The organism is Metabacillus sp. B2-18 (assembly GCF_021117275.1).
Lineage (GTDB): Bacteria > Bacillota > Bacilli > Bacillales > Bacillaceae > Metabacillus.
In genome coordinates this window covers 3,684,101-3,700,837 of the sequence record NZ_CP088245.1, presented here as the reverse complement: position 1 = coordinate 3,700,837, position 16,737 = coordinate 3,684,101, and the positions used below count along the sequence as shown (strand labels likewise).

Genomic DNA, 16,737 nt, shown 5'->3' with positions numbered 1-16,737 from the left:
GACTCTACTTAGAGCCAGTTTTTTTGTGGAAATTAATTTTAAACATAAACATTATTTTAAACAATAGTTGCCCTTTTTCCCTACTATTCGCTAGAATAGAACTAACATACATAGAGAAAAAACGAATAAAATAGATTGGTTCAATTGAAGGGAAATTTGATCTCTGGAGGCCTATATGAGTAAGAGAGTATTAGTAGTAGATGATGAACAATCAATTTCAACCTTGTTAAAGTATAATTTGGAACAAGCAGGCTATACAGTCTCAACAGCTATGGATGGAGAAGAAGGTCTGAATCTTTGTATAAAAGAAGAGCCTGATTTACTTGTGCTTGATTTAATGCTTCCGAAAATGGATGGAATTGAAGTGTGTAAACAGCTTCGACAAAGGAAAATCATGGTGCCAATTCTTATGCTTACGGCAAAAGACGATGAATTTGATAAAGTATTAGGCTTAGAATTAGGTGCAGACGATTATATGACAAAGCCTTTTAGCCCTAGAGAGGTTGTAGCAAGAATAAAGGCCATATTGAGACGCAGTCAGTCGCAGCCTGAACCTGAGGTGCAAGAAATTGAGGATGAAAATCAAGTACTGATTGGCGATTTACGAGTGTTACCTGATCACTACGAGGCTTATTATGGAAAAGAGCGTTTGGATTTAACTCCAAAAGAATTTGAATTACTAGTGTATTTAGCTAAACATAAGGGAAGAGTTCTTACAAGAGATCAGCTGCTCAGCGCGGTTTGGAATTATGATTTTGCTGGTGATACTAGAATTGTGGATGTTCATATTAGTCACTTACGAGAAAAGATAGAAAGAAATACAAAAAAACCATTATATATTAAAACAATAAGAGGGTTGGGGTACAAGCTTGAGGAGCCAAAGCTGAATGAATAGATTTCGTTCACGCTTTTTGTTTGCCCTTATTACATTAATCATTGCAGTACTGGTTGGCTTAGGGTTATTGCTAGGGCAAATTTTTAATAGCTACTATTTGAACACGTTTAAAGAAGAGTTACAAAGAGAAGCACACTCAATCTTAACGATAATATCTCGTGAGGATTTATCAAACTCTCAAATCTCAGAATTACTTTCTGACTTAGGGAAGGATTATAAATCACATATTACGATTATAGATGAAGATAATACCATTTTGTTTGATGCTGGTGACCTAACACAAGATCTGGATATGAATTCATTGAAGAATAACGTACTTCCAATCATGAGGGGACAAACTAAGGGCTATTATTATAGTGACCAAGTTCATGGGCTTGCTTATTATGGATTGCCTATAAAGGAAAAAGCTGCTTATGAAGGGATTGTGCTCGTTAGCGCGTCTGTGAGCTCTTTAACTAAAGTAAATCAACAAATGTGGGGTATTCTAGTAGCTAGTCTCGGAATCGCATTCATCATTATATTATTAATTGGAGTAAGAATTACAGCCCAATTTACTAGACCGATTGAGTCTGCAATTAAAGTATCTATGGAACTTGCAAAGGGAAATTATAAAGCACGTACATATGAAGATCATTTAGACGAAACAGGAATACTGAGTCAGTCAATTAATATACTTGCCAGAAACCTTCAAGATATGACAAGGGCACAGGAAATGCAGCAAGATCGTTTGCAAACGTTAATTGAAAATATGGGAAGCGGGCTAATTTTGATTGATGGTAGAGGTTATATTAACTTAGTCAACAGGGCATATAAAGAATTATTTGAGGTTGACTCAGCTAAGTTTCTTTATCAATTATATTATGACGCGTTTACTCATAAAGAAATTATTGAAATTGTGGAAGAGATTTTTATGACTGAGGTAAAAGTCAGAAAGCAGCTTCATCTTCCCTTGAAGATTGAACGTAAGCATTTTGAAGTGTATGGGGCACCTATTATTGGAACAAATGATGAATGGAAAGGAATTGTCCTTGTATTTCATGACATTACTGAACTTAAAAAACTCGAACAGATGCGTAAGGATTTTGTTGCGAATGTATCACATGAATTAAAAACACCAATCACATCGATTAAAGGATTTAGTGAAACATTACTGGACGGAGCACTTAGTGATAAGCAAACAGCCGAATACTTCCTTTCCATTATTCTAAAGGAAAGCGACCGTTTACAATCTTTAATTCAAGATTTGCTTGATTTATCGAAAATTGAACAGCAAGGATTTGAATTATCAATCCAAACATGTGATTTACGAGAGATCTTGGATGATATTATCGTAATGTTAGAAAATAAAGCAAGAGAAAAAGAGGTAGAGCTTTCTGTCTCTTTACCTGAAGGTCTTACTTATATTGAAGGCGACATTTATCGATTAAAGCAAATTTTTATTAATTTAATTAGTAATGCTCTAACATATACTCCACAAGGTGGCTATGTGCATGCAAAAGTGGATAAATATCCTGATTATGCAATCGTTACTGTTTCAGACACAGGGATTGGCATTAAAACGGAGGAAATCGCACGTATTTTTGAGCGTTTCTATCGTGTTGACAGGGCGAGAAGTAGAAACTCGGGTGGAACAGGCTTAGGTTTGGCAATTGTAAAACATTTGGTGGAAGCTCATAAAGGTCAAATTAGTGTGGAAAGTGAAGTTGGAAAAGGTACTACGTTTACAGTTAAGCTGAATAGAAAATTTGATGAAACTTCATAACGTAGTGACCATAAAACCTTTCTATCTGTTAATTTCGACATTATTTACAATTAATTTACACTAGGTTTATTATTACTTAATAAAATGTTGGTAATATACTAAGTGAAAACCCCTTCATCCAAGGAGCCAATCTTTTGGACGTGAGTTTACCAAATAAACTCACGTCCCTTTTTTGTTGTCATAATAAATCCTCATAAATTCAACTCTTCATAAATTTATTTTCTAATTAATACTAATAGTGGGAAGCTATTAAAAGGGAAATATGAAACCTTTTTAATGATGATTCGTATATAACTTAACAAGAAAATAAAGCAGTACATACTAAATGTACCGAATAAGAAAGGCAGGGGTTGGATGTTAAGTATAAAACGAGTACTCACGATCTTCGGATTTGCGTTGTTAATTGTGGTCTTAGGAATTGTTGCTTTTACTTCATGGTATACCGTAGATGAGTCAGAACAAGCCGTGATGATCACTCTTGGAGAGGTAGAAGAAGGAATTAGTGAACCAGGATTACATTTTAAGATGCCATAGCCAATCCAATCAGTTGAAGTTCTATCTAAAGAAACTTTCAGTTTACAGTTTGGTTATGAGGAATCTGAGGATGGTGAAGTGAAAGATTTTCCAAAAGAAACAAAAATGATTACGGGTGATGAGAATATCGTTTTAGCAGATATGGTCGTTCAGTGGAAAATTACCGAGCCGGGTAAATATTTATTTAATGCTGAAAATCCACGGGAGATGTTAGAGGATGCAACATCGGCGAGTTTAAGAAGTATTATTGGAAGTTCAACAATTGATGACGCTTTAACATCTGGAAAAGTTGAAATTGAGAAGCAAGTTCAGGAATTACTAACAAATCTTGTTGATGGATATGACATTGGAATTACCATTTTAGCCGTAAAATTACAGGATGTAGATTTACCAAACGAAGAGGTTAGGAAAGCTTTTACAGCAGTTACCGATGCTCGTGAAACGATGAATACACGTAAAAATGAGGCGAATAAATACAGAAATCAACGAACAGAAGAAGCACAAGGGGAAAAGGATGCGATTATGTCCTCTGCAGCTGGTGATAAAGCAGCCCGCATAGAAGAGGCACGTGGGGATGTTGCTCAATTTAATGCCATTTATAACGAATATGTTAATAATAAAGATATTACACAAAAGCGTTTAGTATTAGAAACAATCGATCAGGTTCTCCCGAATGCTGAGATTTATATTATGGAAGACAATGGGAACACGATGAAATACTTGCCAATTAAGGATCCGGCTTCAAAGCCTGTCGTACCAGCAGAACAGGAAGGAAGTGTTACAAATGGCCAATGATAATATCGTGAACATGGAGGAGAAGAAACCTGCCTTTTCATTTAAGGGGTATTTACGTGGGGGCATTATTCTTCTTGTCTTAATTATCTTACTTGTCTTAATATTTACCAATCTTTTTATTGTTAAGGAAAATGAATATAAGGTTGTTCGTCAATTTGGTGAAGTTGTAAAAATTATAGAAGAACCAGGATTAAATTTTAAAATACCATTTATTCAGTCAGTTACAACACTACCTAAATATCAGATGACTTATGATGTTGAAGAGGCAGAAATTAATACAAAGGATAAAAAGCGGTTAATCATTGATAATTATACCGTTTGGCGAATAAGTGATCCTAAAAAAATGATTTCAAATGCAAGATCAATTGTGAACGCAGAAACAAAGATGGCCGAATATGTTTTCTCAACCGTTCGCTCTGAATTAGGTCAATTAAACTATGACGAAATTATTAATGATGAAAAGTCATCAAGAGGAAGCTTAAATGATAAAGTAACTGAAATTGTTAATAATTTATTAGAACAGGGGAACTATGGGATCGTTGTAGCAGATGTGAGAATGAAAAGAACAGATTTACCGGCTGAAAATGAACAGTCTGTATTCACACGTATGATTTCTGAGCGTGAATCAACTGCACAAGGATATTTGTCTAAAGGTGACGCTGAAAAGAATCGAATTATTGCAGATACCGATCGAGAAGTTAAAGAGATGCTAGCAAAGGCACAGGCAGATGCTGATGTGATTCGAAGTGAGGGGGAAAGAGACGCAGCGAAAATGTATAACACTGCTTATTCTAAGGATCCAAGCTTCTATGAAATGTATCGAACATTACAATTGTATAAACAGACGATAGATGAAGAGACTGTTATTATTATTCCATTTAATTCTCCTTATGCTTCCTTGCTAAAAGGAGTCCAGTAAACGATAACAATTCATACAGTACCCCTGATTTTCCTTTCTATTTAAAGACATGATAAAATAGAGGGAAATAAGGGGTCTTTTTTTGGTTTATTGCTAATTTAGGTACATGTACAAGTAAAAGAGTGCTCCAGGACCTCCTGCAAAAAGAGAGTGTCTGAATTAGAAATCAATAGACCAGTAAAAGAGAGCTTTAGACATAAAATGTTGAACAAGAGCTTGTTCAACAATGAATACAGGAGGCTGTAAAAGTTGACGAAAAAAATAGTATTAATTGATGGGAATAGTATTGCCTATAGAGCTTTCTTTGCCCTGCCATTATTAAATAATGACAAAGGTATACATACGAACGCAATTTATGGATTTACCATGATTTTAATGAAAATACTAGAAGATGAGAAGCCGTCTCATATGCTTGTGGCTTTTGATGCTGGTAAAACAACATTTAGACATAAAACATTCCAAGAATACAAAGGTGGAAGACAAAAAACCCCACCTGAGCTCTCAGAGCAATTTCCATTTATTCGAGAACTATTAGATGCTTATCAAATCTCAAGATATGAACTGGAAAACTATGAAGCAGATGATATTATCGGTACTCTTTCCAAACAGGCTGAACAGGATGGCTATGAAGTTAAGGTAATATCAGGGGACAAAGATTTAACTCAATTGGTTACAGATAAGATAACAGTTGATATTACAAAAAAAGGGATAACAGATGTGGATTCTTACACTCCTGACTTTGTGATGGAAAAGTATGGATTAACTCCTGAGCAAATTATTGATATGAAAGGTCTTATGGGAGATACGTCTGATAATATTCCTGGTGTACCGGGAGTGGGAGAAAAAACAGCAATAAAACTGTTAAGTGAGTTTAAAACATTAGAGAGTGTATTAGATTCAATTGAAAAAGTAAGTGGGAAAAAATTAAAGGAAAAGCTTGAAGAAAATCGTGAGCAGGCTTTAATGAGTAAAAAGCTTGCAACGATTGATTGTGAAGCACCCTTAGCAATCACATTGGATGAAGTACGATATGAAGGATTCGATGCTAGTAAAGTAAAGGAAATCTTTAAGGAACTAGGCTTTAATTCTTTATTAGAAAAAATGGGTGAAGATGTAGCTGAGGAAGAAGTATACGAGGATATCAGCTTTGAAAACGTAACAGAGCTTACCTCAGATATACTGACAGATGAAGCAGCACTGTATGTAGAAATACTAGAGGATAGTTATCACCAAGCTGACATAAGTGGCGTTTCAATTATAAATAAAAATGGTCATTATTATATATCAGCTGAACTTGCTCTTAATTCTGATTTATTTAAGGAATGGGCTGCAGACGAAACCAAACGTAAAACAGTTTATGATGGTAAAAAAACAACGGTTGGCTTAAGTTGGAAAGGAATCTCTTTAAAAGGAATTGACTTTGATATTTTAATTGCGGCATATTTATTGAATCCTTCGGCAACATTTGATGACGTAGCTAGTGTAGCTAAATCACATGGCATATCGATTGTACAAGCTGATGAGGTTGTTTATGGAAAAGGAGCAAAACGTTCTATTCCTGGTGAAGAGACTCTTAGTGAGCACCTTGTTCGTAAGAGCTTAGCGATCTTTGATTTAAAAGAAAAGTTAATTGAACAACTCGAACAAAATGATCAATCATCTTTATTGTATGACTTAGAATTACCTTTATCTCTTATTCTTGCACAAATGGAAGCTGAGGGAATAGCTGTTGATGTGGACCGTTTGAAAGACATGGGTGAACATTTAGCAGAACAATTAAACGCTCTTGAAAAAAATATTTATGAGCATGCTGGTGAATCATTTAATATTAATTCTCCAAAGCAGCTTGGTGTTATTTTATTTGAGAAGCTTCAGCTGCCAGTTGTGAAAAAGACGAAAACAGGTTATTCAACTTCAGCGGATGTATTAGAAAAGCTTGAAGATAAACATGAAATCGTAAAGGATATCCTTCATTATCGTCAGTTAGGTAAATTACAATCAACCTATATTGAAGGGTTATTAAAAGTTGTTCATAAAGACACGCATAAAATTCATACTCGTTTTAACCAGGTGCTAACAACAACAGGAAGACTTAGCTCAATCGATCCTAACCTACAAAACATACCGATTCGATTAGAAGAAGGACGTAAGATTCGTCAAGCTTTTGTACCTTCTCATAAAGATTGGGTCATTTTTGCAGCTGACTATTCACAAATTGAATTAAGGGTATTAGCTCATATCGCAAATGATCAAAATTTAGTAGAAGCCTTCCAGAATGATTTAGACATTCATACGAAAACAGCTATGGATGTGTTTCATGTTGAAGAAGATGAAGTGACTTCAAATATGAGAAGACAAGCCAAGGCTGTTAATTTTGGCATCGTATACGGAATCAGTGATTTTGGTCTTTCTCAAAGTTTGGGGATTACTCGTAAAGAAGCCGGTGAATTTATCAAGCGTTATTTAGAATCCTTTGTTGGAGTACAGGACTATATGGATGATATTGTAGCTGATGCAAGAGAGAAGGGTTATGTTAAAACATTGCTTCATCGAAGAAGGTATATTCCTGAAATCACGAGCAGAAACTTTAATCTTCGCAGCTTTGCTGAACGAACAGCTATGAACACTCCAATTCAAGGAAGCGCAGCCGATATTATCAAAAAAGCGATGATTGATATGGCTGCAAGATTAAAGCAAGAAAAGCTGCAAACAAAGCTGTTATTACAGGTGCATGATGAATTGATTTTTGAAGCTCCTAGAGAAGAAGTGTCAATTTTAGAAAAAATTGTTCCAGAAGTAATGGAAAATGCGGTTGAGTTAAAAGTGCCATTAAAGGTGGACTATTCTTATGGAGATTCCTGGTATGATGCAAAATAAGCATAGAAAACTGTAGGGGGCTTGATTGGCCCCTTTACTTTTCATTAGAACTTGGTGATAAGCCAAGCACTAATGTGAAAAGGATGTGAACAAATTACAATGCCTGAATTACCAGAGGTTGAAACGGTACGACGAACATTGCTTCAGTTAGTGAAAGGGAAAACGATTAACGGAGTCAATATTCATTGGCCGAAAATCATTAAAAAGCCAGAAGAGCCTGAACAATTTAGAGATGCAATCATTGGTCAAACAATTCATGATGTTCAGCGCAGAGGCAAATTCTTAAAATTTATACTTGATGATTTTGTTCTTGTTTCTCATTTGCGAATGGAAGGAAGATATGGTTTATATCAACCACAGGAGGAATTTGATCATCATACACATGTTATTTTTACGTTTACAGATCATACGGAATTAAGATATCGGGATGTTCGAAAGTTCGGGACTATGCATTTATTTAAGAAGGGAGAAGAAGAAAGTACACTCCCTCTTTCCCAACTAGGGCCTGAGCCATTTTCTAAAGAATTCACGGTGGAATATCTTCGAGGTCGTCTGGCAAAAACTGAACGGAAAATTAAGACGGCTTTGTTAGATCAATCAGTTGTTGTGGGACTTGGCAATATATATGTAGATGAAGCTCTTTTTAGATCAAGTATTAAACCAGATCGTATAGCCAGTAAATTAACAAAAGCGGAATATAAGATTTTACATGAGCAAATCATTAAAACCCTTGAAGAAGCAGTTGCTCAAGGAGGCAGTACTGTTCGCTCATATGTAAATACACAAGGTGAAATCGGTATGTTTCAGCTTCAATTATACGTTTATGGCAGAACAAATGAGCCATGTAAAAAATGTGGAAAAACATTAACAAAAACAGTCGTAGGCGGACGAGGAACTCATTATTGTGAGCAATGTCAAAAATAGGTCGAAGAAAAAAGGCAAAAGACATAAATATGTTTTTTGCCTTTTTTGTTTATAAAGAATCAATATAAATCATAAGGTAATCCATACTCAAAAAATAAAGCGACCTTCTTTAACATTCTCTGGGCGTTCATCATACACTATGTTAGCAACTAGAAGGAAGGGGCTAGGCAGTATGTTTCAATATACATCACTCTTGTTATTAGCGTTCGCAGTTAGTTTGGATAGCTTTTCGGTTGGATTTACGTATGGAATGAGAAAAATGAGGATCCCTTTTAAGTCGATTTTTATTATCGCATGTTGTTCAGCGGCCACGATGCTTGGGGCAATGTTTCTTGGTGAACTTTTAACAAGAGTTTTTCCGGTTTATATAACAGAAAAGCTTGGTGGCTTTATTTTAATGCTTATTGGGGCATGGGTCTTATACCAATTTTTCCGTCCTGCAAAAGAAGAAACTTCAGTTGAAGAAGAAACGGAAAAAATGTTAATTAACTTTGAAATCAAAACATTTGGAATTGTCATTAATATACTTAGAAAACCTATGACGGCAGATATTGATAAATCTGGTACGATTACAGGTGTTGAAGCATTGTTACTCGGGCTGGCATTATCACTCGATGCCTTTGGAGCGGGTATTGGCGCTGCGTTATTAGGTTATTCTCCTATTGTAATGAGTTTACTAGTAGCGTGTATGAGCTCGTTATTTGTATCTATTGGGATTAAATCAGGACATATTTTCTCTAAATTTGCGTGGATGGACAAATTTTCTTGCCTCCCGGGTATTATTCTCATTATGATAGGGATATGGAAACTTTAGACAATGGAGGCTTATCATAGTGACAGTTGTTATCGGTCTAACTGGTGGAATTGCAAGTGGTAAAAGTACAGTTTCAAATATGTTGAAAAACCTAGGAATTCGCGTTGTTGATGCAGACCAGATTTCTAGGGAAGTGGTTGAACTTGGAAAGCCAGCTTATCAACAAATACTTTCTGTTTTTGGTGATGAAATACTGCATCAAGATAAAACCATAAATCGAGAAAAGCTTGGTGCCATTATTTTTGGTGACCATTCAAAAAGAGAACAATTAAACAAAATAGTACATCCCGCAGTTAGAAAAGAAATGCTAAACGGAGTTGAAGAAGAAAAAGCTAAAAATTCAAAGGCAGTCGTTCTTGATATACCATTGCTTTTTGAAAGTAAATTAACTCATATGGTTGACAAAACCATCCTTGTGTATGTGGATGAAAAAACACAGCTTAAACGTCTTATGGAGAGAAATGGATATACAGAGAAAGAAGCTAAAATGAGAATCGAGTCACAGCTTCCATTACACATGAAAAAAGATCTTTCAGATGAAATTATTGACAATAATGGCACGATTGAGCAGACAGAAAAGCAGTTACATGAAATCTTAAAGAAACTAATTTAACCAAGAGACTTTTATAGTCTCTTTTTTTTATTTCTCTATTCTCATCAAAAGTCTGTTTTATGAAAGTGAAAATTTTAATAACACACTTTTCGGATCAATGTGTTATACTAATTATATAAAATAATTTAAAAGTATAACATATAATAGAGAGGGGAAACGATGATGAGAGCCAATATTGCAATAAATGGGTTTGGTCGAATTGGGAGAATGGTTTTTAGGTATGCAATGATGGAAGATATTAATATTATGGCGATCAATGCAAGTTATCCAGCTGATACTCTTGCTCATTTAATAAAATATGATACAACTCACGGGAAATTTCAGGGGGAAGTAATTGCCCATGAAGATCATTTACTTGTAAATGGTCAAAAGGTGTTATTAATAAATGAACGTGACCCTGAGAAGCTTCCTTGGGATGTTTTAGGGATTGATATTGTTATTGAGGCAACAGGGAAGTTTAATAGCAGGGAAAAGGCAATGCTCCATGTTAAAGCGGGAGCAAAAAAGGTGATCTTAACTGCACCTGGTAAAAATGAAGATATTACGATTGTGATGGGAGTTAACGAAAATAAGTTTGATGCAAATCAACATAAAATTATTTCGAATGCGTCGTGTACAACAAATTGTCTTGCTCCGGTCATTAAGGTGATAGATGAATCTTTCTATATAAAAAATGGTTTAATGACAACCGTACATGCTTATACAAATGACCAGAAAAACATTGACAACCCGCATAAGGATTTGAGAAGGGCTAGAGCTTGTGGGCAATCCATTATCCCGACAACAACTGGTGCAGCAAAGGCACTAGAGCTTGTTCTCCCAAACATGAAAGGCAAGTTACATGGTATGGCTTTACGAGTCCCAACACCAAATGTTTCATTAGTTGACCTTGTAGTTGATGTAGAAAAGCCTGTTACTGTAGAGGAAGTTAATCGAGCTTTCCAATTTGCTTCAAGGGGCTCTTTAAAAGGGATTCTAGACTTCACGACTGAGCCGTTAGTATCAATTGACTACAATACAAATCCACATTCAGCTATCATTGACGGTTTATCAACAATGGTAATGGAAAATCATAAAATAAAAGTTTTAGCTTGGTATGATAATGAATGGGGTTATTCATGCCGTGTTGCCGATTTAACAAAACTAGTAGCAAATAGTATGACTCATTTATTAGAGGTATAAAAAATATTTTGGATAATAAAGTTCCCGGCGGTTAAAGTAATAAATGTGTGACCGAATATTTGATTAACCCTTTAACTAATTTTTTTCAAAAGTGTGTTGCAAAACAAATACAAACAAAGTATACTATTTTTCGTGAACTTCTTATCAAAGCCAAGGTGTTATGGCTACTTAAAGGGTTAGGACCTCTCTGGACTAACTTTCCCCCGTGGTAGTTACACATACCATTAAGCGAAGAATTCATGTATAAAAAATAGTTAAAGGGGGATCCATGAATATGGAAACAATGGGTAGACACGTAATCTCTGAACTATGGGGTTGCGATTTTGATAAGTTAAATGACATGGATTACATTGAAAAAACATTTGTAAATGCAGCATTAAAATCAGGCGCGGAAATTAGAGAGGTTGCTTTTCACAAATTTGCTCCTCAAGGAGTAAGTGGTGTGGTTATTATCTCTGAATCACATTTGACAATTCACAGCTTTCCAGAGCATGGTTATGCTAGTATCGATGTTTACACTTGCGGTGATTTAAATCCTAACATTGCTGCAGATCATATTGCAGAATCTTTAGGAGCACAAACTCGTGAAAACATTGAGATCCCTAGAGGTATGGGACCGGTACAAGTAAAGCAAGCTCAAGCAAAAGCTCTTTAAAACGTAAAGAGGTGCGGATTAATTGATCTGCACCTCTTTTTATTATCGGCAAATTTCAGTATGATAGTAGTAGAATAAATTTCGATACATAAAGTGAAAATTAATATGGAAAAAGGGGAATATGACAATGAGTTTTGTGAATAAATTAAAAGATATTTTTAGTACCCATCAAGAAACAAGGGAAAATCACCATAATCCCGATTTGAAAAGTCATTATTATAAAACAACAAATAAAAAAGCATTACAATCTGTAAAAGAATTAATTGAACAAACACCAGGAATGACTGTTACATCTGTTTCAGAAGAACGTGGAGAAATGAGCGTAAACGTTGATCGTCCAAGAAAAGCTTTTCTTATTGTAACGGTTATTTCTGTGCGTCCTTTTGAGACAGCAGTTGATTTTACAGCGACTACAACAACGGTCCTCCCGACTGATTTTGGATACAGTAAGAAATTAATTACTGAACTTTACAAAAAGCTCGACCAAAAAGAATCGTTTGTTGGAACTGGGAAAACGCGAAAATAAATTTAAAATTGAGTGATGAAATGTCAACAACTTAAAATTTTGACGTTTGATTGGAGCTGGTCATATGAAATGTCCTTCGTGTCAGCATAATGGGACAAGAGTATTAGACTCACGACCTGTAGATGAGGGAAAATCAATTCGACGCCGACGTGAATGTGAAGAATGTCAATATCGGTTTACTACATTTGAAAAGGTTGAGGAATTCCCATTAATTGTCGTGAAAAAGGAAGGGACTAGAGAAGAGTTTAGTCGTGAGAAAATTTTAAGAGGTCTTATTAAAGCGTGTGAAAAAAGACCGGTTCCCCTGCAAAAGCTTGAGGATGTTGTTCATGATATTGAGAAGGAACTGAGAAATCAAGGTGTCTCTGAAGTTAACAGTGAATTTGTAGGTGAAATGGTCATGGACAGGCTTGCGAGAATTGATGAGGTAGCATATGTGAGGTTTGCATCCGTTTATCGTCAATTTAAGGATATTAATGTGTTTATTGAAGAGTTAACCGATTTGATTAAGAAAGTAAGATAGAATCGAAAGAGCTTTTGAAGAGGTGTTCTTCAAGCTCTTTTTTCAGTGTAGGAACTTTTCACGTTTAATATATTGTAATGAAAGGTTGAAGGGGATGGAACAGCATTGGAAGGAATTGCTTGCTATTGACCGTTACTCAGTAAAAAGCAACTCAATTCTACAAGACTTGGATAGAAAAATAATAACATTGCTTTATCAACCATTAATTGGGTCAAAATGTTTCAGTTTATTTATGACTCTTTGGGGAGAGTTGGAGCAAAATCGCATGTGGAGCCAAGAAACAACGCATCATAGTTTAATGACGATTATGCAAAGTAACTTGCGTGACATTTATCAAGAACGTCTTAAATTAGAAGGACTTGGCTTATTAAAAACTTTTGTAACCGAAGAAGACGGTGTGAAGAAATATGTTTACGAGCTACAAGCACCAGTAAGACCGACAGAGTTTTTTCAAGACGGGGTATTAAATGTTTATCTTTATAATCGAGTTGGCAAAAATAAATTTTTACAGTTAAAACATTTTTTCTCAGATGAACAAAAGAGTGAAGGAATGAAGGACATTACAAAGTCGTTTAATGATGTTTTTGACTCTGTTCGTTCCGCTGAAATGGCTGGGAGAATGAATGAAGAAACGATAAAAGATTTATCGCTTGAAAAAAAACGAGAGTTTGTTAGTACAGAAACTAGGTCTAAATTAGAAATTTCAGATTCTGCTTTTGATTTTGATTTATTCTTCGCAGGACTTTCTGATGCTCTCATCCCTCATAAATCTATAACTTCTATTGTTAAGGATGTAATAAAGAAGCTCTCATACCTATACGGCATTAATGCTATTGATATGAAAAATGTTGTAATGGCAAGTATTGACCAGGACGAAAACATTGATATTGAATTACTTAGAAAATCTGCTCGTGATTGGTACCAATTTCAGCATGGAGATGAGTTACCTGGCTTAGTGGATAAAGTACAGCCACCATTATTGCGAGGTAAAAAAGAGCAAAAGCAATTAACAAAGGAAGAAGAGCTAATCTTTCAACTAGAAAGAATATCGCCAAAACAATTTTTAATGGATGTTTCCGGTGGAGTTACTCCTTCTGTTGGTGATTTGCAAATTATTGAAGAAGTGATGCTTCAACAAAGGCTCGAGCCTGGAGTTGTGAATGTATTAATTTATTATGTTATGTTAAAGACAGATATGAAGCTTACGAGGGCTTATGTTCAAAAAATTGCGAGCCATTGGACAAGGAAACAAGTGAAGACTGTAAAAGATGCTATGGATTTAGCTAAACAAGAGCACCGTCAATATCAACAATGGGCAGAAGAAAAGACAACAAAGAAGAAAACGGAGAATAATAAGAAAGCACCTATTCGTAAAGAAATGCTACCGGCATGGTTAAGTGAAGAAACAAATAGTGACCATAAAGATCAGCAGGAATTAAAACAGAAAGAAAAACATGATGATAAAGCTTCAAGCGTGGATATTGAACAATTTGAGTTAGAGAAAAAGAAATTATTTGATCGGATTAAAAAATATAAGGATAATAAAAACAACGAGACATAATGAGAGGAGGGAGAAAACATGGAACATTTAAGCAATTCCTTTAAAAAATTAAAAAATAGACCAGACTTTAATAATCGCTATAATGATTTGAAGAAAGAAGTGTTAAACAATCCGGATGTACAAGCTTTTATAACGAAACATTCAACTGAAATAGAAGAAGGTATGATTAATAGAAGTCTGGTTAAGCTTTATGAATTTGTCAATCAAAGCAAAAATTGCAAAAGCTGTCCTTCACTATCACAGTGTAAAAATATTTTAGAAGGTTATCACCCTCACTTAGTGATTCAAGGGCGTATTATTGACCTTCAATATACAAAATGCCCAACGAAGGAAGCATACGATGAACGAAAGAAACACGAGGCTCTTATTAAAAGCATGTATATTCCAAAGGATATCCTCGAGGCTCAATTTGATAAAATTGATGTTGATGTAGAGGAAACAAGCAGATTAAAAGTGATCGGGATGGCTCAAGATTTTGTGGAAGCATACAACAGTGGACAACGTACAAAAGGTTTATATTTATATGGCTCTTTCGGAGTCGGTAAGACCTATATTTTAGGTGCAATCGCAAATGAACTTGCTTCACATAAAGTATCATCTATGCTTGTTTATGTCCCGGAATTTATGAGAGAACTAAAAGGGTCATTTCAAAATTCATCATTGGATGAAAAACTTGATGCGGTAAAGAAAATTCCTGTTCTTATGCTCGATGATTTAGGGGCAGAATCAGTATCAAGCTGGATGAGAGATGAGATATTAGGAACAATTTTACAATATCGCATGCTTGAAAATCTCCCTACTTTTATCTCATCCAACTTTGGTTTAAAAGAACTTCAACATCACCTTGCATACTCTCAACGTGGTGAAGAAGAACCTGTTAAAGCTGCAAGAATCATGGAACGAATCAAACATATGACAACACCAGTAGAACTAATCGGTCGAAATCGCAGAGGCTAAGTGGTGGTAGAAAAGAGATTGAGATGATCAATCTCTTTTCTTTTGTATAATCCAACTAATTCTTTACTTCTAAAATATATGTTCCCCCCATATATATGAATCGAGGTGCTGCAAATAGGGGGGACAAACATGCTCGAGATATTATTTGGGTCTCCGAAAGAGGCAAGAGCAATCTATTCGATCTTTCATTCGATTCACGATAAATTTCATTCAGAACTTCAATTGGTTAATAATCAGTCCATAAAACTCAATCCAAAATCATGGGATACTACAGTAAAACAACTAGTTATACCAGGTTTAATTCAATTTATTATCAACCATAAAGAGCATCTTATTATGTTAAAAATGATAAAAGAAAATTATTATTTTAGTGAGGAAGAGGAACAGCAACAGATTATACATATTGCACAATCTATTATGGAAGGCCAAAGGGAAGAAATTCCAAGGGTTCAAGAGATATCTTCCAGAGAGCAAATGATTAGTGATGCACTTGAACAATTTCTTCGTCCTGACTTATATTTTTCATTTTCATCTTTTCAAAAATTTCGTCTTCACAAATATATAGATAGTTTAAGAGAATATGTTGAAATTGCGATTGAAGAATATAAAATGGAACAAGAATATCAAAGTTTTGTTCAAAGTTTAAGAGATTACTTGGCAAAAAAGGAAAGTAAGCTGTCTAAGCTTCAAATTGTATTTGATCAAGAATGTTTGGTTTATGACCAGGACAAACAATTAATGACTGAACATCAACTAAAAAAATATATTGATAATGATTTCGTTTATCAACATCCGATGTATATTGATAAGCAATTGTTGGCACCACTTGTATCAATTGCACCCGATTGGCTTATGCTTTATACAAATAACTCATTTGAAGGTATGGTTCAGACCATTCAAAATATTTTTGAGGAACGGGTGACAATATATCCACTGGAAAATTTTTAAGGTTCTCTACATATATTTAATTGAAATCCATTCTTGATTTTAAAGATGAAACATTTTATAATACGAGGTAATTGAAAAATTATCTGTATTGATAAGGACACGAGTTTGTTTTTACGGTTCCCAGAGAGGGAAGGAGTTGCTGAAACCTTCCTAACACGATTAACGTACTTACCACCTTTAAACTTCAGTTGTGAAAGGATGCTGTATGCATCTAATTAGTAGCTGACGGTCTCCCGTTATCGATTTTAAGCC

General features: G+C 35.0%; 14 protein-coding genes and 1 pseudogene. All 15 read left to right on the top strand.

Annotated features, from left to right (window positions below; genetic code table 11):
- Positions 1 to 175 precede the first annotated feature (175 nt).
- The 15 genes and pseudogenes from LPC09_RS18795 (at position 176) to ytxC (ending at position 16,485) form a co-directional block, all read left to right on the top strand.
- A complete protein-coding gene (locus LPC09_RS18795; RefSeq protein WP_231307996.1) occupies positions 176 to 895 on the top strand; it encodes a response regulator transcription factor in 720 nt (239 codons plus the stop codon).
- A complete protein-coding gene (gene pnpS / locus LPC09_RS18790; RefSeq protein ID WP_231307995.1) occupies positions 888 to 2,657 on the top strand; it encodes a two-component system histidine kinase PnpS in 1,770 nt (589 codons plus the stop codon). Before LPC09_RS18795 ends, pnpS begins: the two co-directional genes overlap by 8 nt.
- Positions 2,658 to 3,011: 354 nt before the next feature.
- Positions 3,012 to 3,986: pseudogene (hflK, locus tag LPC09_RS18785) on the top strand (FtsH protease activity modulator HflK).
- Positions 3,976 to 4,905 carry a protease modulator HflC gene (gene hflC / locus LPC09_RS18780; RefSeq protein WP_231307994.1) on the top strand — a complete coding sequence of 310 codons (930 nt, stop codon included), beginning with the start codon at positions 3,976 to 3,978 and terminating at the stop codon, positions 4,903 to 4,905. Before hflK ends, hflC begins: the two are co-directional and overlap by 11 nt.
- A gap of 249 nt (positions 4,906 to 5,154) precedes the next feature.
- Positions 5,155 to 7,782, top strand: a complete 2,628-nt coding sequence (gene polA / locus LPC09_RS18775) for a DNA polymerase I (protein ID WP_231307993.1) — start codon at positions 5,155 to 5,157, stop codon at positions 7,780 to 7,782.
- 99 nt (positions 7,783 to 7,881) lie between these two features.
- Positions 7,882 to 8,706 (top strand): DNA-formamidopyrimidine glycosylase, encoded by an 825-nt coding sequence (mutM, locus tag LPC09_RS18770; RefSeq protein ID WP_231307992.1) that lies wholly within the window; start codon positions 7,882 to 7,884, stop codon positions 8,704 to 8,706.
- A 172-nt stretch (positions 8,707 to 8,878) separates the two neighbouring features.
- Positions 8,879 to 9,520 carry a sporulation membrane protein YtaF gene (ytaF, locus tag LPC09_RS18765; protein WP_231307991.1) on the top strand — a complete coding sequence of 214 codons (642 nt, stop codon included), beginning with the start codon at positions 8,879 to 8,881 and terminating at the stop codon, positions 9,518 to 9,520.
- Positions 9,521 to 9,539: 19 nt separating this feature from the next.
- Complete coding sequence (coaE, locus tag LPC09_RS18760) at positions 9,540 to 10,133, top strand: dephospho-CoA kinase (RefSeq protein WP_231307990.1); 594 nt, start codon at positions 9,540 to 9,542, stop codon at positions 10,131 to 10,133.
- 162 nt (positions 10,134 to 10,295) lie between these two features.
- Positions 10,296 to 11,315, top strand: a complete 1,020-nt coding sequence (locus tag LPC09_RS18755; RefSeq protein WP_231309784.1) for a glyceraldehyde-3-phosphate dehydrogenase — start codon at positions 10,296 to 10,298, stop codon at positions 11,313 to 11,315.
- Positions 11,316 to 11,589: 274 nt separating this feature from the next.
- Positions 11,590 to 11,970, top strand: coding sequence for an adenosylmethionine decarboxylase (gene speD, locus LPC09_RS18750; protein WP_098795047.1), 381 nt, complete (start codon positions 11,590 to 11,592; stop codon positions 11,968 to 11,970).
- Between the two features lie 127 nt (positions 11,971 to 12,097).
- A complete protein-coding gene (locus LPC09_RS18745) occupies positions 12,098 to 12,496 on the top strand; it encodes a cytosolic protein (RefSeq protein WP_231307989.1) in 399 nt (132 codons plus the stop codon).
- A 64-nt stretch (positions 12,497 to 12,560) separates the two neighbouring features.
- Positions 12,561 to 13,019 carry a transcriptional regulator NrdR gene (nrdR, locus tag LPC09_RS18740; protein ID WP_098795049.1) on the top strand — a complete coding sequence of 153 codons (459 nt, stop codon included), beginning with the start codon at positions 12,561 to 12,563 and terminating at the stop codon, positions 13,017 to 13,019.
- A gap of 94 nt (positions 13,020 to 13,113) precedes the next feature.
- Positions 13,114 to 14,580, top strand: coding sequence for a replication initiation and membrane attachment family protein (locus tag LPC09_RS18735; protein ID WP_231307988.1), 1,467 nt, complete (start codon positions 13,114 to 13,116; stop codon positions 14,578 to 14,580).
- An 18-nt stretch (positions 14,581 to 14,598) separates the two neighbouring features.
- A complete protein-coding gene (gene dnaI / locus LPC09_RS18730; RefSeq protein ID WP_231307987.1) occupies positions 14,599 to 15,537 on the top strand; it encodes a primosomal protein DnaI in 939 nt (312 codons plus the stop codon).
- A 129-nt stretch (positions 15,538 to 15,666) separates the two neighbouring features.
- A complete protein-coding gene (gene ytxC, locus LPC09_RS18725; protein WP_231307986.1) occupies positions 15,667 to 16,485 on the top strand; it encodes a putative sporulation protein YtxC in 819 nt (272 codons plus the stop codon).
- Positions 16,486 to 16,737: the final 252 nt, after the last annotated feature.

Bases quoted from the DNA above. Each gene is read 5' to 3' on its own strand.
- LPC09_RS18795 (WP_231307996.1), top strand. From the start codon at position 176: ATGAGTAAGAGAGTATTAGTAGTAGATGATGAACAATCAATTTCAACC.
- pnpS (WP_231307995.1), top strand. From the start codon at position 888: ATGAATAGATTTCGTTCACGCTTTTTGTTTGCCCTTATTACATTAATC.
- hflC (WP_231307994.1), top strand. From the start codon at position 3,976: ATGGCCAATGATAATATCGTGAACATGGAGGAGAAGAAACCTGCCTTT.
- mutM (WP_231307992.1), top strand. From the start codon at position 7,882: ATGCCTGAATTACCAGAGGTTGAAACGGTACGACGAACATTGCTTCAG.
- ytaF (WP_231307991.1), top strand. From the start codon at position 8,879: ATGTTTCAATATACATCACTCTTGTTATTAGCGTTCGCAGTTAGTTTG.
- LPC09_RS18755 (WP_231309784.1), top strand. From the start codon at position 10,296: ATGAGAGCCAATATTGCAATAAATGGGTTTGGTCGAATTGGGAGAATG.
- speD (WP_098795047.1), top strand. From the start codon at position 11,590: ATGGAAACAATGGGTAGACACGTAATCTCTGAACTATGGGGTTGCGAT.
- LPC09_RS18745 (WP_231307989.1), top strand. From the start codon at position 12,098: ATGAGTTTTGTGAATAAATTAAAAGATATTTTTAGTACCCATCAAGAA.
- nrdR (WP_098795049.1), top strand. From the start codon at position 12,561: ATGAAATGTCCTTCGTGTCAGCATAATGGGACAAGAGTATTAGACTCA.
- LPC09_RS18735 (WP_231307988.1), top strand. From the start codon at position 13,114: ATGGAACAGCATTGGAAGGAATTGCTTGCTATTGACCGTTACTCAGTA.
- dnaI (WP_231307987.1), top strand. From the start codon at position 14,599: ATGGAACATTTAAGCAATTCCTTTAAAAAATTAAAAAATAGACCAGAC.
- ytxC (WP_231307986.1), top strand. From the start codon at position 15,667: ATGCTCGAGATATTATTTGGGTCTCCGAAAGAGGCAAGAGCAATCTAT.